Origin of the sequence: Streptacidiphilus sp. ASG 303 (genome assembly GCF_020991365.1) — a bacterium.
Lineage (GTDB): Bacteria > Actinomycetota > Actinomycetes > Streptomycetales > Streptomycetaceae > Peterkaempfera.
Genome location: NZ_JAJLRA010000005.1, coordinates 57,724 through 72,406, shown reverse-complemented (window position 1 = coordinate 72,406; position 14,683 = coordinate 57,724). Strand labels below are relative to the sequence as shown.

General features: G+C 77.0%; 10 protein-coding genes. 5 read left to right on the top strand and 5 right to left on the bottom strand.

Going from position 1 to position 14,683, the window contains the following annotated elements; translation table 11 throughout:
* Positions 1-36 precede the first annotated feature (36 nt).
* Positions 37-867: a VOC family protein gene (locus tag LO771_RS09105; RefSeq protein WP_230649643.1), complete on the bottom strand. Its 831-nt coding sequence runs from the start codon at positions 865-867 to the stop codon at positions 37-39.
* Between the two features lie 208 nt (positions 868-1,075).
* Between LO771_RS09105 and LO771_RS09100 the strand changes: the two genes are divergently transcribed.
* The 4 genes from LO771_RS09100 to LO771_RS09085 all read left to right on the top strand — a co-directional run bounded on the left by LO771_RS09100 (position 1,076) and on the right by LO771_RS09085 (position 6,987).
* Positions 1,076-1,882, top strand: a complete 807-nt coding sequence (locus LO771_RS09100) for a rhomboid family intramembrane serine protease (protein ID WP_230649641.1) — start codon at positions 1,076-1,078, stop codon at positions 1,880-1,882.
* A gap of 588 nt (positions 1,883-2,470) precedes the next feature.
* Entirely contained in the window at positions 2,471-3,685 is a 1,215-nt protein-coding gene (locus LO771_RS09095; RefSeq protein WP_230649639.1) for an EfeM/EfeO family lipoprotein, read from the top strand.
* Positions 3,682-4,926, top strand: a complete 1,245-nt coding sequence (efeB, locus tag LO771_RS09090; RefSeq protein WP_230649637.1) for an iron uptake transporter deferrochelatase/peroxidase subunit — start codon at positions 3,682-3,684, stop codon at positions 4,924-4,926. Before LO771_RS09095 ends, efeB begins: the two co-directional genes overlap by 4 nt.
* 204 nt (positions 4,927-5,130) lie before the next feature.
* The gene (locus LO771_RS09085; RefSeq protein ID WP_230649635.1) at positions 5,131-6,987 is read left to right on the top strand and encodes a phospholipase C; all 1,857 of its coding nucleotides are present in this window, start codon (positions 5,131-5,133) and stop codon (positions 6,985-6,987) included.
* Between the two features lie 189 nt (positions 6,988-7,176).
* Here LO771_RS09085 and LO771_RS09080 read toward each other — a convergent pair whose 3' ends face one another.
* From LO771_RS09080 to LO771_RS09065, 4 genes are all read right to left on the bottom strand, one after another.
* Positions 7,177-7,989 carry an SAM-dependent methyltransferase gene (locus LO771_RS09080; RefSeq protein ID WP_374228116.1) on the bottom strand — a complete coding sequence of 271 codons (813 nt, stop codon included), beginning with the start codon at positions 7,987-7,989 and terminating at the stop codon, positions 7,177-7,179.
* A 333-nt stretch (positions 7,990-8,322) separates the two neighbouring features.
* Positions 8,323-10,740, bottom strand: a complete 2,418-nt coding sequence (locus LO771_RS09075) for an EAL domain-containing protein (RefSeq protein ID WP_308188869.1) — start codon at positions 10,738-10,740, stop codon at positions 8,323-8,325.
* On the bottom strand, positions 10,737-11,537 hold the full coding sequence (locus LO771_RS09070; protein WP_230649632.1) for an SAM-dependent methyltransferase: 801 nt from the start codon (positions 11,535-11,537) through the stop codon (positions 10,737-10,739). Before LO771_RS09070 ends, LO771_RS09075 begins: the two co-directional genes overlap by 4 nt.
* A gap of 173 nt (positions 11,538-11,710) precedes the next feature.
* A complete protein-coding gene (locus tag LO771_RS09065) occupies positions 11,711-13,357 on the bottom strand; it encodes a M4 family metallopeptidase (protein ID WP_230649630.1) in 1,647 nt (548 codons plus the stop codon).
* A gap of 316 nt (positions 13,358-13,673) precedes the next feature.
* Between LO771_RS09065 and LO771_RS09060 the strand changes: the two genes are divergently transcribed.
* Positions 13,674-14,654 (top strand): NAD-dependent epimerase/dehydratase family protein, encoded by a 981-nt coding sequence (locus LO771_RS09060; protein WP_308188868.1) that lies wholly within the window; start codon positions 13,674-13,676, stop codon positions 14,652-14,654.
* Positions 14,655-14,683: the final 29 nt, after the last annotated feature.

Genomic DNA, 14,683 nt, shown 5'->3' with positions numbered 1-14,683 from the left:
CGCCCCCGCCAGCTCAGGCCACGGCGCCCCACCCGCTCAGGCCACGGGCAGGCAGGCCGTCCCCTCCCGGCCGTTCGGCGCCCGCAGGTCGGCCACCCGGAACAGGCCGCCCTCGCGGTCCCGGAGCGCCGCCACCCGCCCGTACGGGGTGTCCGTCGGCGGCCCGGCGACCTCGCCCCCCAGGGCCGCCGCCGCGCGGGCCGCCGCGTCCACGTCCGGCACCGCGAAGAAGACGTCCCAGCGCGGGCGCACCCGCGGGTCCGGCGCCGCCTCCACGGCACCCCCGCACAGCCCCGCCACCGGGTGCCCGTCGACCCGCAGCACCACGCGGTCGTGCTCCCACGCCACGTCGCTGCGCCCCTCCGGGTCCGACCCCCAGCCGAAGACCTCCCCGTAGAAGACCGCCGCCGCGAAGGCGTCCCGGGTCTGCAGCTCGATCCAGGCGGGCACCCCGCGCGAGCGCCGCATCCGCCAGCCGGGCGTCTTGTCGCCCTGCCAGATCCCGAAGACCGCGCCCGCCGGGTCGGCCGCCAGCGCCGCCCGGCCGTCCTGGAAGCCCAGCGGGCCCACCGCTACCGTGCCGCCCGACTCGCGCACCGCCTGGGCGCGGGCGTCGGCGTCCTCCGCCTCGAAGAAGACCGTCCACGACACGGGGAAGCCCAGGTTCTGCGCCATCGCGCCGATGCCCGCCACCGGCATGTGGCCGACCACCGCCTCCAGGTACGGGCCCAGCCGCGCCGAGGGCGCCGCCCGGAACTCCCACCCCAGCAGCGACCCGTAGAACTCCTGGGCCGCGTCCAGGCTGCGCGCCATCAGGCTCACCCAGCACGGTGTGCCCGGCATGGACCGCCACGCCTGCTCCGCCATCCGACGCCGCCTTCCTCGTGCGTGCCCCCGTGTGCGTGCCCCGTCCGATCCTCACAGCTCCGTCCGCGGCGCGCGCGCCGGGCGCCCCCCGCCCTCGCCCTCCCGGGGGTCCGGCCGCCTGCCTGCCGCCGGCCTCCGCCTGCCGGCCGACGGCCTCCGCCTGCCGGCCGCCGGTTGGCCCGCGGCGCGCGCGGGCAGAGAGCCCTCTGTGGTCATCCCCGTGCACGACCTCAACCCGGTGCGCCGCACCCCGTGGGTCACCTATGCCCTGATCGCCGCCAACCTCGCGGTCTTCCTGCTGACGCCGGGGGTGGTCTCCTCCCCGGGAGGCGGCACGGCCCTCGCCGACCTGTGCCGCCTCCAGGCCTTCATCGAGCACTGGGGCGCCGTCCCGCGCGAGCTGGTCCTGGGCCGGACGCCCGAACTGGTGCCCACCGGCGGCACGGGGGTGGGCCCGCAGGGGCCCGGCTGCCTCCTCGCCCCGCCGGACTACGGCAAGTCGCCGGTGCTGTCGGTGCTCACCGCCATGTTCGTGCACGGCAGCTGGGTGCACCTGCTGGGCAACATGCTCTTCCTGTGGATCTTCGGGAACAACATCGAGGACCGTCTCGGCAGGGTCCGCTACCTGCTCTTCTACCTGCTCTGCGGGTACGTCGCCGGGTACGGCTTCGCGCTGCTCGACCCGCGGTCCGGGACGCCGCTGATCGGGGCGTCCGGCGCCATCGCCGGCGTCCTCGGCGCCTACCTGGTGCTCTACCCGCGGGTGCGGGTGTGGAGCCTGGTGCCGTTCCTGTTCTTCATCCCGCTGCGGCTGCCCGCGTGGGTGGTGCTCGGCCTGTGGTTCGTCCTCCAGGCGTTCTACTCGGCGGGGTACGGCCTCACCGAGGCCGGCACCGTCGCGTACGCCGCCCACGTCATCGGCTTCGCCGTCGGCGCCGCCCTCGCCGTCCCGCTGCGGCCGGGCACCCGGCAGCCCCCGCCGCCCGGTCCGCGCAGGCCCCGGGCGGCGGTGTAGCGGCGCTGCGGTGCGGCGGCGGGGGAGCGCGGCGCCCCGCTCGGCGGCGGCCCGGACCACGGCGTCGGGCTCCTCGAAGCGCTCCGGCCCGGAGGCGTACGCGCACGGCTGCAGGGTGCACACCGCCGTGCCGTCCCCGGGGCGGAACGCGGCGGCCACCGGGCGGCCGCGCTGCGCCGGGAGTGTGCACTCCACCCCGCTCCGCACGCTCGCCGTCCCGGCGCACCCCGGGCAGGGAGAGGTCGGGCAGCGGCTCGCCGGTCCGCGAGGCCAAGGGGGACCGCCGTTCCTGGTCGCAGGGGCGGCAAGGGGGCGTCAGGGTGCGTGCGGGGGCCGATCCGGCGGTCCCGCGCGGGCGGGCGGGGCGCCCCCGCGCCCCGCCCGCCCCACCACTGGTTCGGATCCGAAGCGTCCGCGGATGGGTGCGCTCCGCATCCGGTACGCCCGCTGCGCCCGGCGTGCCGTCCCGGCCCCCCGGGCGCGCCGGGTGACCCGCGGGCGGCGTGCGGGGGAACTTCCGGCGAACTCCGGCCGCCCCGCCCGTCGCGGGCCGCGCGGGACCCCGCCGCGCGCCTAGCATCGGCTTCCATGCGCCCCCCACTCCGCCGCCCCGCCCGACCGGCTGCCCTCGCCGCGGTGGCGGCCGCCGCGGCCGCCGCCGCGGGCGCCGCGGTGCTGCTGCCGGCCGGCGCACCGGCCGGCGCGCCCGCACCCCCCGACGGCCTGCCCCGCACCGCGGTCGAGGCGTCCCCGGGCTCCTGCGGCCGCGGCTGGGACCGCCCGCACCCCGGCCGCCAGGTCTTCGACGTGCGCAACACCTCCTCCGACGCGACCGAGGTGTACCTCACCGACGCCGCCACCGGCGCCCTGCTCGGCGAGATCGAGGGTCTCGCGCCCGGCGTCACGCGCCCCCTGCAGGCGGTCCTCGGCCGCGGCAGCTACGCCTTCCGCTGCCTGCCCGACGACGCGGACGCGGTGACCGGCCCCACCGTCCGCGTGGCCGCCGGGCCCCGCACGGGCGGCCCCGCCGTCCTCCCCGTCACCGTCCACGACCTGATCCCGCCCGCGATCGCCTACCAGGCGAGGGTCGCCGCCGGACTGGACCGCCTCACCGGGAAGGTGGCGGCCCTGCGCGCCGCCGTCGACCGCGGCGACACCGCCGCCGCCCGGAGCGCCTGGCTGGACGCGCACCTCGCCTACGCCCGCCTCGGCGCCGCCTACGGGGCCTTCGGCGACCTCGGCGAGGCCGTCGACGGCCTCGCCGAGGGCCGCCCGCTCGGCGTCCGCGACCCCGCCTTCACCGGCTTCCACCGCATCGAGCACGGCCTGTGGCACGGGGAGCCCGCCGCCGCCCTGCGCGGGCCCGTGCGGCGGCTCGCCGACGACGTGGCGGCGCTGCGCCGCCACTGGGCGGACACCCGCATGGACCCCGCCGACCTGGGCGTGCGGGCCCACGAGATCACCGAGGACACCCTCCGCCTGGACCTGTCCGGCCGGACCGACCACGGCAGCGGCTCCGTCCTCGACACCGCCCGCGCCCGGCTCGACGGCACCGCCGAGGTGCTCGGCCTGCTGCGCCCGCTGCTGGTCCGCCGCGACCCCGGCCTGCCCGGCACCGAGCGGTGGCTCGACCGGACCCGGCGCGACCTGGACGCCGTCCGCCCGGTCCGGCCCGGCGGCCCCCGCCCGCTCCCGGGCGCCCTGCCGGCGGGGCGGCGGGAGCGCCTGGAGGCCGACTTCGGCGCCCTGGCGGAGCGGCTGGCCGCGGTGGCGGCGGTGTGCGACCCGAGGAGGACCTCGTGAACCGGCGGCAGGGAGTGGGCCGCAGGTCGTTCCTGCGCGGCGCGCTGGCGGCGGGGGCGGCCGGTGCGGCCGCCGGTGCGGCGGCGGTGGGTGCGGCGGAGACGGCCCGGGCGTCGTCCCCCGCCGGCACCGGGCCGGCGCCCGCGGTGCCGTTCCACGGCCGCCACCAGGCGGGCGTCCTCACCCCGCCGCAGCGCCACGGCGTCTTCGCCGCCTTCGACGTCACCGCCCGCGACCGCGGCGAGCTGGCCGGACTGCTGCGGACCCTCACCGACCGGCTGCGCCTGCTGACCGCCGGGGGAGCGCCGGAGCCCGCGGGCGTCGGCGCCCCGCCCGCCGACACGGGCGTCCTCGGGCCCGTGCCCCCCGCCGACCGGCTCACCGGCACGGTGGCCGTCGGCGCCTCGCTCTTCGACGGCCGGTACGGCCTCGCGGACCGCCGGCCCCGCCGGCTGCGGCCCATGGACGTCTTCCCCGACGACGCGCCCGACGAGGCGTGGTGCCACGGCGACCTGCTGCTGCAGCTCTGCGCGGACAGCCCCGACACCGTGCTGCACGCCCTGCGGGACGTGGCCCGCAGCACCCGGGGCCTGATGCAGGCGCGGTGGCGGGTCGACGGCTTCGTCCCCCCGCCGCGGCCGGAGGGAGCCCCCCGCAACCTCTTCGGCTTCAAGGACGGCACCGCCAACCCCGACACCGCGGACGCCGCCGCGATGGACCGCCTGGTCTGGGTGGGGCCCGGCACCGGTGAGCCGGACTGGGCGGTGGGCGGCAGCTACCAGGTGGTGCGGCTGATCCGGATGCACGTGGAGTTCTGGGACCGGGTGACGCAGGGCGAGCAGGAGCGGATCATCGGCCGGGCCCGGGACACCGGCGCCCCGCTGGACGGCTCCGCCGAGCACGACGCGCCGCGGTACGCGCAGGACCCCAAGGGCGACGTCATCCCGCTCGACGCCCACATCCGCCTGGCGAACCCCCGGACCCCCGCCGCCGCGCCCACCCGGATGCTGCGGCGCGGCTACAGCTACGACCGGGGCCTGCAGGCGGACGGCGACCTCGACACCGGCCTGGTCTTCTGCTGCTTCCAGCAGGACCTCGACCGGCAGTTCGCGGCGGTGCAGCGGCGGCTGGCGGGGGAGCCGCTGACCGACTACGTGACCCCCTACGGCGGCGGCTACTTCTTCGTCCTGCCGGGCGTGCGCGACGGCGCGGACCGGCTGGGCCGCGGGCTGCTGCCGTGACCGCGGCGCCGCCGCCGGCCGCCGGCCCGCCGAAGGCCGGCGGCCGTCATGGGCCGCCGCGGAACGGGAAGGCAATGCCCGGGCAAAGAAACCCGGGGATCTCCTGACCATCAGTTCATCCGACCGCCGCCCGCAGCCCGCGCGCCGCTCGCCGGGCCGCGCCAGGATCAACCCCGTCGTCCCGCTCAGCCCGGAAGGCCAGACATGCCCAGCAGGAGACTCACCAGCCCGCCGGTCCGCCGGTCCGCCCGCCGCGCCGGCGCCCTCGCCGCGGCCGCGGCCCTCACCGCCCTCGGCGCGGCCGCGCCCGCCTCCGCCGCGCCCGCGCACGGCGGCGGCCCGGCCCGGACCGCCACGCCGATCAAGCACCTGGTGGTGATCTACGGCGAGAACGTGTCCTTCGACCACTACTTCGGGACCTACCCGGTGGCGGCGAACACCGACGGCACGCCCTTCCACGCCGCGCCCGGCACCCCCCGCTCGATCGACACCCTGAGCGCCGCCGGCCTGCTGAAGGACAACCCCAACCAGTACGCCCCCAAGCGGCTCGGCCCCGCCCAGGCGGTCACCTGCGACCAGAACCACAACTACGGCGCCGAGCAGCTCGCCTACGACGGCGGCAAGGCGGACAAGTTCGTCCAGTACACCGACTCCGGCAAGTGCTCCGGCACCCTCTACGGCGAGCCCGGCCTGGTGATGGACTACTACGACGGCAACACCGTCACCGCGCTGTGGAACTACGCCCAGCACTACACCCTGAGCGACCGGGCCTTCGGCTCCACCTACGGCCCCTCCACCCCGGGCGCGCTCAACCTCATCGCGGGCCAGACCCACGGTGTCGTCTCGGTCGACCCCGCCACCGGCACCGAGAACCCGGGGCAGACCTCCACCCCGGACCCGTACACCGTGGCCTCCCCCGACGCGCACGGCGTGGGCACCGTGATCAACGACCCGGACCCCGCCTACGACGACTGCTCCGACAAGGACCACACGAGCAGCTACAAGCTGGCGGCGATGAAGGGCCGCAACATCGGCGACCTGCTCAACGCCAAGGGCGTCAGCTGGGGCTGGTTCCAGGGCGGCTTCCGCCCCAGCACCCCCTGGGACGGGCAGGCCGGCCACTACGCCAAGTGCGGCGGCACCACCCACGCCAACGTCGCGGGCAACGCCTCCGTCGACTACAGCCCCCACCACGCGCCGTTCCAGTACTACAGGTCGACGGCCAACCCGCACCACCTGCCGCCGGCCTCCGTCGCCGAGATCGGCCACGCCGGGCGCGCCAACCACCAGTACGACATGAGCGACTTCGACGCGGCCCTGGCCGACGGCAACCTGCCCGCCGTCTCCTTCCTCAAGGCCCCGGAGTACCAGGACGGCCACGCCGCCTACTCCGACCCGCTCGACGAGCAGCACTTCCTCGTCTCCGAGATCAACCGCATCCAGCAGTCGCCGGAGTGGAAGGACACCGCCGTCGTCGTCGCCTACGACGACTCCGACGGCTGGTACGACCACGCCTACGCCCCGGTGCGCAACGGCTCCACCGACGCCACCAAGGGCTCCAACGGGCTGCCCACCGACTCCCCGGCCTGCCAGGCCGGCCCCGCGGCCAAGGGCGGCTACCAGGACCGCTGCGGCCCGGGCGCCCGCCAGCCGCTGCTGGTGATCTCCCCGTACTCCAAGGTCGACCACGTCGACCACACCCCGACCGAGCAGGCCTCGATCACGGCCTTCATCGAGGACAACTGGGGCACCGGCCGCATCGGCGACTCCTCCTTCGACCGCCGGGCCGGGAAGCTCACCCACGCCTTCGACTTCCGCCACCCGAACCGGCAGCAGGTCCTGCTGAACGCCGACGGGTCCGTGAAGTCCGCCGGCCCGATCCCCGCGCACCCCGTGCGGCCCGCCCGGGTCGGCCTGAAGGACGCCGGCACGGTCGCCGCCGCCACCCCCGCCGGCTCCTCGGCGGCGCTGCCCGCCGCGCTCGGCGGTGCCGCCGCGGCGGCCGTCGCCGGCGGCTGGGTGCTCAACCGCCGCCTGCGCCGCCGCGGCGCGGCCGTCTGACGGAGGCGCGGAGGCGCGGAGGCGCCGCAGCACGGAACCACGGAGGGGCGGCCCGGTCACCGGGCCGCCCCTCCGCCGTCCCCGCTCCGTGCGGCGCCGTGCCACGGGGCCACGGGGCCACCGCGCCACGGCGTCACGACGTCATGGGGCCACGGTGTCACCGGGCCCCGGGGCCACGGCCCCGCGGCGTCACGGCTTGCGGCCCAGGCCCGCCGCGATCAGCTGCTCCCAGACGCCGGGCTCGCGCTGCTCCTCGCCGATGCGGGACATGCCGTCCTCCGGGTCCGGCCGCCAGGACGCGCAGGTGACGACGCCCGGCTCCAGCAGCTCCAGGCCGTCGAAGAGGGCGCGCAGCTCGTCGTCGGTGCGCCAGCGGCCCCGGCCGAAGGTCTCCTGCAGCTTCGCCTCGGCCTCGGCGGTCTCCGCGTTGGCGCCGGAGCGGAAGTGCGAGATGAAGACGTGGCTGCCGGACGGCACCTGGTCGCGCCAGTAGCGGACGATGGCGCCCGGGTCCTCGTCGTCGTTCACGTGGTGCAGGATCGCGGAGAGGATCACGGCCACCGGCTGGTCGAAGTCGATGAGGGCCGTGGTGTCCGGGTGGCTGCGGATGGCCTCCGGGTCGCGCACGTCGGCCTGGATGACGCGGGTGAGCTCGTTCTCCTCCAGCAGCGCCCGGCCGTGGGCCAGCACGATGGGGTCGATGTCCACGTACACCACGCGCGAGCCGGGGGCGTGCCGCTGCGCGACCTGGTGCACGTTGTCGGCGGTGGGCAGCCCGCTGCCCATGTCGAGGAACTGGCGTATGCCGGTGTGCGCGGCGATGTCCCGGACCGCCCGGGTGAGCGCCGCGCGGTTGGTGTGCGCGATCGCCACCGAACCGGGCAGGTTGACCTTGAAGTGGTCCCCGACGGCCCGGTCGGCGGCGTAGTTGTCCTTGCCGCCGAGGAGGTAGTCGTAGACCCGGGCGATGCTCGGCCGGGTCTGGTCCACCTCTGACGCCATCTCGGGCATGCTGACCATCCTGTTCCTGACGGACCGTTGTCTGGCCCCATCGTAGGAGCGCGCTGATCGCCGGGGCCAGGTTCCGGGCGACCTGGTTCCGCCGCCCCCGGGCCGCCGTACCCTGCCGCCGTCCGCTGCCCGCCGTCCGCTGCCCTCCGGGCCTGCGCCCCCGGCCGCGGGCCCGTGCCGCCGCCGGGCCGGGGCGGGCGGCGGGCGTCCTGCGCCGGGACCGGGGTGCCGGACGGCCGGCGGAGGGGGGCGCGCGGTGGGTGTCCGGCGAGGACCCGGTGCCCCGGGCCGCGGCGGACGCGGCCCCCGCCCCGGGGGGCGGGGTCACGGCCGGCCGGCCGCCGTCGGCGCCGCCGGGCCCGTCGCGGTGAGGGCCGCCCGCGCCGCGACGAGCCCGGCGGCCCTCTCGGGGAACGCCTCGGCGGACCCCGGCCGGCCGTAGAGCCAGCCCTGGGCGGTGTCGCAGCCCAGGCTGCGCAGCCGGTCCGCCTGCTCCGCCGTCTCGACGCCCTCCGCCGTCACGGTGAGGCCCAGCGCCCGGGCCAGGGAGACCAGGGCGGTGAGGATCTTCTCGGCCGTCGGGTCGGGCACCCCGGGGCCGGCGAGGTCGCCGACGAGCGACCGGTCGATCTTGAGGCCGTGGACCGGCAGCCGCCGCAGGTGGGAGAAGTTGGAGTAGCCGGTGCCGAAGTCGTCCAGGGCGACGGCGACGCCGTGGTCGGTGAGGCGGCGCAGGGCGTGCAGGGCCTGGTCGTCGGCGCCGATCAGCGCGTTCTCGGTGACCTCCAGGCAGAGCGCCTCCGGCTCCAGCCCGGCCTCCTTGAGGATCCGCAGCACGTCGTGCACCAGCTCGGGCGAACGCGCCTGCTGCGGCGCCAGGTTGACGTTGATGCGCAGCGGCGTGCCGGGCAGCGCCCGCTGCCAGGCACGGGCCTGCCGGCAGGCGGTCTCCAGCACCCAGCGGCCCAGCGGCACGATCAGCCCGGTCTGCTCGGCCAGCGGCACGAAGCTGTCGGGGCCGAGGGTGCCGTGCTGCGGGTGCCGCCACCGCACCAGGGCCTCGGCGCCCACCACGGCCCCGTCGGCGAGCGAGACCAGCGGCTGGTACTCCAGGAAGAACTCGCCGCGCTCCAGGGCCAGCGGCAGGTGGGTGCAGAGGGTGGAGCGGGCGATCTCCCGGGCGTGGCTGTCGGCGTCGTACAGGGCCCAGCGGCCGGCGCCCTCCGCCTTGGCCCGCAGCAGCGCGATGTCGGCGGCCTGCACCACCTCGGCGGGCTCCAGCGCGCCGGCCGCGCAGACGATGACGCCCGCGCCGACGGTGGGGGAGAGGGGGCGGCCCGCGACGTCGACGGGGTCGGCGAGGCAGCCGGTGAGCCGCCGCGCCAGGGCCACCATCTCCTCCTCGCCGTCCGGGTCGGGGACGAGGACGGTGAACTCGTCGCCGCCCATGCGGGCGACGGTCCGGCCCGGGCCGTCCACGCAGCGGCGGAACCGCTCGGCGACGGCGGTGAGGAGCTGGTCGCCCGCGCGGTGGCCCAGGCTGTCGTTGACGGCCTTGAAGCCGTCGAGGTCCAGGTAGCAGACGCCCACGCTGCGGACGGGGGAGCCCGGCGCCAGGGCGGTGTTCAGCCGCTCCAGGAAGAGCGTCCGGTTGGGCAGTCCGGTGAGCGGGTCGTGGGTGGCCTGGTGGTGGAGCCGGTCGTGCAGCATGCGGCGCTCGGTGATGTCCTCCATCATCGCCACCTGGTACTGCGGCAGGCCCCGGTCGTCGCGGATGAGGGAGACGGTGAGGTCGGTCCAGACGACGGAGCCGTCCTGCCGGAAGTAGGGCTTCTCGGCGCGGAAGTGGTCGCGGTCGCCGCGCACCGAGTCCCGGTACAGCTCCCACACGCCGTCGGTGTCGTCGGGGTGGACGAAGTCGTTGACGTTGAGCTGGGTGAGGTCCTCGGGGCTGGCCGCCAGCATGCGGGCGAGGGCGCCGTTGACGTCGGTGATGCGGCCCTGGAGGTCGGCGATGCCGATGCCGATCGCCGAGTCGCGGAAGAGGGCCTGGAAGCGGGCCTCGCTGGCGCGCAGCGCCTGCTCGGCGCGGACCTGCGCGGTGAGCGCGGCCCGGGAGATGGCCTCCTGCTCGCCCAGCGCCCGCTCCCGCAGCTCGCGGGCGTAGCCGGCCGCGAGGTGGTGCTGGAGGCGGGTGAGGCGGCTGCGGGCGGTGCCGGGCTCGCCGCCGAGGCCGGTCGGGCAGTACAGCAGCAGGTAGGACTCGATGACGTCGAGGCTCTGTGCGAGCGCCTGCGGGTCCGTGCAGTGGGCGCGGACCAGGGCGGCCCCGACCTCGCGGGCCGGCCAGGGGTGGAAGGGGCGGGCGGAGAGCAGGGCGTGCAGGCGCGCGGCCAGCGGCTCCAGGTAGGCCTGGAGCTCGGCGCGGCTGAGCGAGGTGGTGGACACCGGGTAGAGGGCGCGGCACCACACGGCGGCGAAGCGGCCGACGGCGTCGCGGGCCTCCTGCCCGAGGGCGCCGAGGGGGTCGGGGGCGCCGAGGGGGCCGGGGACGCCGGGGGTGTCCGGCGGGCGGGGGGTGCCGGGCGCGTCCGGGCCGGGGGCGTGCTGTCCGGGGGCGTGCTGTCCGGGGTGGTCCCGGCCGGGGCCGGCCGGGACCGGGGCGGCCGCCGCGCCCCGGCCGGCCGCCGGGCGGGGGCCCCGCGCGAGGGCGGGGTCCCCGGACGGGGTGGGACCGTTCACGGCTTGCGTCCCACTCCCACGTACCCGCTGAAGCGGCCCGGGTCGTCGCCGGCGGCCTGGGCGTTGTCGCCCCACTCGGCGATCAGCATCACGCCGGGGTCCGGCGTGAAGCCCTCGAAGAAGCGCTCCACCTGGGGCCGGGTCCGCATCACGAACGGGGTGCCGGCGCGCGCGTACAGCTCCTCGATGCGGGCCGACTCCTCCGGCCGGGTGTCCTGGCTGGCGTGGGAGAGCACCAGGACGCTGCCCGGTGCCAGCGCGTCGCGCAACTCCGCCACCAGCGCGTACGGGTCCGCGGACTCCTCCACGAAGTGCAGCACCGCGACCAGCAGGAGGGCCACCGGCCGGTCGAGGTCGAGCAGGCCGCCCTCCTGGACCCGGGAGAGGATCTCCTTGGGCCGCAGCAGGTCCGCCTCGACCACGTCGGCCTGCGGCACGTCGGCGAGCAGCGCCTGGCTGTGGGCGACGGCCACCGGGTCGTGGTCGACGTAGACCACCCGGGAGTCCGGGGAGGCCTCCAGGGCGATCTCGTGGACGTTGCCGAAGGTCGGGATGCCGGAGCCGATGTCGAGGAACTGGGTGACGCCGGACGCCGCCGCGTGCCGCACCGCGTCGCGGATGAAGGCCCGGTTGGCCTGCATGATCTTCGGCAGGTCCGGCAGGATCTCCAGGGCCCGGCGTCCGGCCTCGCGGTCGACCTCGAAGTTGTGCGACCCGCCGAGGAAGAAGTCGTACATCCGGGCCGCGCTGGCCCTGGTGAGGTCGATGCCCTGCGGTGCCCAGGTCGGACGGTCCACTGACGCCACTCCACTCGCCGGTCGTCCGGAGGCGCCGCCGCCCCCGCTGCCGACGGCACGGTACCCCGAACGCCCCTGCGACACCCACACAAACGGAATCCCGACCGTGGATTTGGCGTGAACAGGACGGGCCCGGGGCAACGCCCCGGGCCCGCCTCACTGCTGACGAGTGCTCAGTTCACACCCACCGCGGACCAGGCCGCGGCGACCGCGTTGTACTCCGCGCTGCCCGCCCCGTAGAGGTCGGTGGCGGCCTTGAGGCTCGCGGTGCGGGCGCCCGCGTAGTTCGTGCTCGAGGTCATGTAGACCGTCAGCGCCCGGTACCAGATCTTCCCCAGCCGGTCGCGGCCGATGCCGGTGACGGTGGAGCCGTTGCAGGTGGGGCTGTCGTAGGCGACGCCGTTGACGGTCTTCGCCCCGCTGCCCTCGGCCAGCAGGTAGGCGAAGTGGTTGGCGACGCCGGAGGAGTAGTGGACGTCGAGGTTCCCCACGCCCGACGACCAGCAGTCGGCGGACTTGCCGTCCTTGGAGGGCTTGTCCATGAAGCGCAGCGCGGCCTTGCCGAAGCCGGACTTCACGATCCGCTCGCCGATCAGGTAGTCGCCGCTGTCGGAGGAGTTGGCGGCGTACCACTCCACCAGCGTGCCGAAGATGTCGGAGGTGGCCTCGTTGAGGCCGCCCGACTCGCCGGAGTAGGTGAGCTTGGCGGTGCGCGAGGTGACGCCGTGGGACATCTCGTGCCCGGCCACGTCGAGGGCGACCAGCGGCCCGAAGGTGGTGCCGTCGCCGTCGCCGTAGGTCATGCAGAAGCAGCTGTCGTCCCAGAACGCGTTGTTGTACGCGCTGCCGTAGTGGACGCGGTTGTAGGAGCCCTTGCCGTCGCCCGCGATGCCGCTGCGGCCGTGGACGTTCTTGTAGTAGTCCCAGGTCTCGTCGGTGCCGTACTGGGCGTCGACGGCGGCGCTGGCGCGGTCGGCGGTGGTGCCGGTGCCCCAGTGGTTGTCGGCGTCGGTGAAGACGGTGGCGGGGGCCCGGGAGAAGCAGATGCCGAAGAAGCAGCTGTCGGTCTTGCCCGCCGCGTCGCCGGTGTAGGTGTTGCCGCGGGTGGCGTCCTTCAGCTGGTAGCTGCTGCCGGAGAGCGTGGTCTCCAGCGGCACGGTGCCGCTGTAGAGGGACGCGCCGTCGCCCGCCGCGGTCTCCAGGGCGTCCCAGGCGTCGATGCGGGCGCCGGTGCGGGCGTCGGTGAGCACCACCCGGGCGGCGGGGTTGCCCAGGCTGTCCAGCCCCACGGCGGTCGTCCGCCAGGCCAGGCGCGGCGCGCCGTGCAGGGCGTCCACCACCAGTTCCGGCCTCGCCTTGGCCTGCCGCAGCGCCCGGCCCCGCTCGGCGGCGCGCAGCGAGGCCACCGCGCCGTCGGCGGCGCGGGAGGGCGCCACGGCCGGCGTGGTCGTCGGGACGGCCAGGTCGGAGCGGGCGGCCCGGTCGGCGCCCGCGTACGCCCCGCCGGGGGCCAGGTGCACCACGAGGTCGCCGCCGAGCACCGGCAGGCCGCGGTAGGTGCGGTCGTAGCGCACGTGCTGGGCGCCGTCCGCGTCGACGACGACGTCCCGCACGGTCCGGCCCTGGGCCGCGGTGACGCCGAGGGCGCGGGCGTGGGCGGCGACGGCGGCGTCGGCCCCGGCCACGGCGGTGGCCCGGGAGGGGTGCGGCCGGCCGGCCGCGGCGGCGGTGGCCGCCGTGGGCAGCAGCGCGGCGGTGACGGCGGCGGTGGTGACCGCTGCGGATATCGCGGTGGCGGTGAGCCGGGTGGTGGGCTGCATCGTGCTCCTCGGTTGGCTGCGGGCCCGGGCGGGCATGCAAGGCAGCACCCGTGCGGTGTTCCGTCACGGGTCGCGCGGGTGGAGCGGATGGGGCTGGGCAAGGATTATGTGTTCATGACACTGCGGTGTCCAGAGTGCGTCGCCCACCCCGACGGGCGGGTGCGGCGGGGGCGGCCGGCGCCGCCACGGGCGGCCCGCGACCCCCGCGCTCCCACATTCCCGCGCCGCCCGGCCGTCCGGCCGTCCGGACGGCCCCGGCGGCCCGCCCCGAACGGCATGATGGGCCCCGTCGGAGCGGAGCGGCCGGGGGGTTGCGGTGGGCGGTTCGGTACTGGTCACGGGGGCGTACGGATTCGTCGGCTCGGCGGTGGTCCACCGGCTCGCCGAGGACGGGTACGAGGTGGTCGCCCTGACGGGCCGTCCGCCCGGCACCGCCCTCCCGCCGCTCCCCGCCGCCCGCACCGTCCACGCCGACGTGCGGGACGCGGACGCCCTGCGCCGCGCGCTGCGCGGCGTGGACGCCGTCTGCCACCTCGCGGCCCTCACCCGGGTCCGCGAGTCCTTCGAACGGCCCGCCGACTACCGCGCCGTCAACGCCGGCGGCACCCGGGCCCTGCTGGCCGCCGCCGACGGCCCGCTGCGGCTGGTCCTCGCCTCCACCGCCGCCGTCTACGGCACCCCCGACCGGCAGCCGGTGGCGGAGGACGCCCCGCTGCGCCCCGACAGCCCGTACGGCGCCTCCAAGGCCGAGGCCGAGCAGGCCGTGCGCGACGCCGTCGCGGACGGCCGCGCGGGCGCGGTGGTGCTGCGGACGTTCAACGTCTCGGGCGCCGTCGCCGGGCGCGGCGACGGCGACGGCAGCCGGGTCGTCCCCCGCGCGCTGGCGGTCGCCGCCGGCCGCGCCGACCGCCTGGAGGTGCCCGGGGAGGGCGCCGCCGTCCGGGACTTCGTCCACGTCGCCGACGTGGCCCGGGCCTGCGCGGCGGCCCTCGCGGCCTGCCGCCCCGGCCGCGCCGAGGTGTGCAACGTCGGCGCCACCGCCGCCTCGGTCGCGGACGTGGTCGCCGCCGTCGAGCGGGTGACCGGGCTGCCGGTACCGGTGAGGCGGCTGCCGCCCCGCCGGGAGGCGCCCGTGCTGCTCGCCGACACGGTCCGCATCCGCCGCGTGCTGGGCTGGCGGCCGGTCCGCTCCGGCCTGGACGCCATGGTCGCCGACGCGTGGGCGGCCGTCCACGGCCCCGCACCCCGCGACCCCGGGTCCCCGGGTCCCGCGTTCCATGCCTCCGGAGGCCGATGACCACCCTTTCCGGTGGCGGGGGAGGCGTT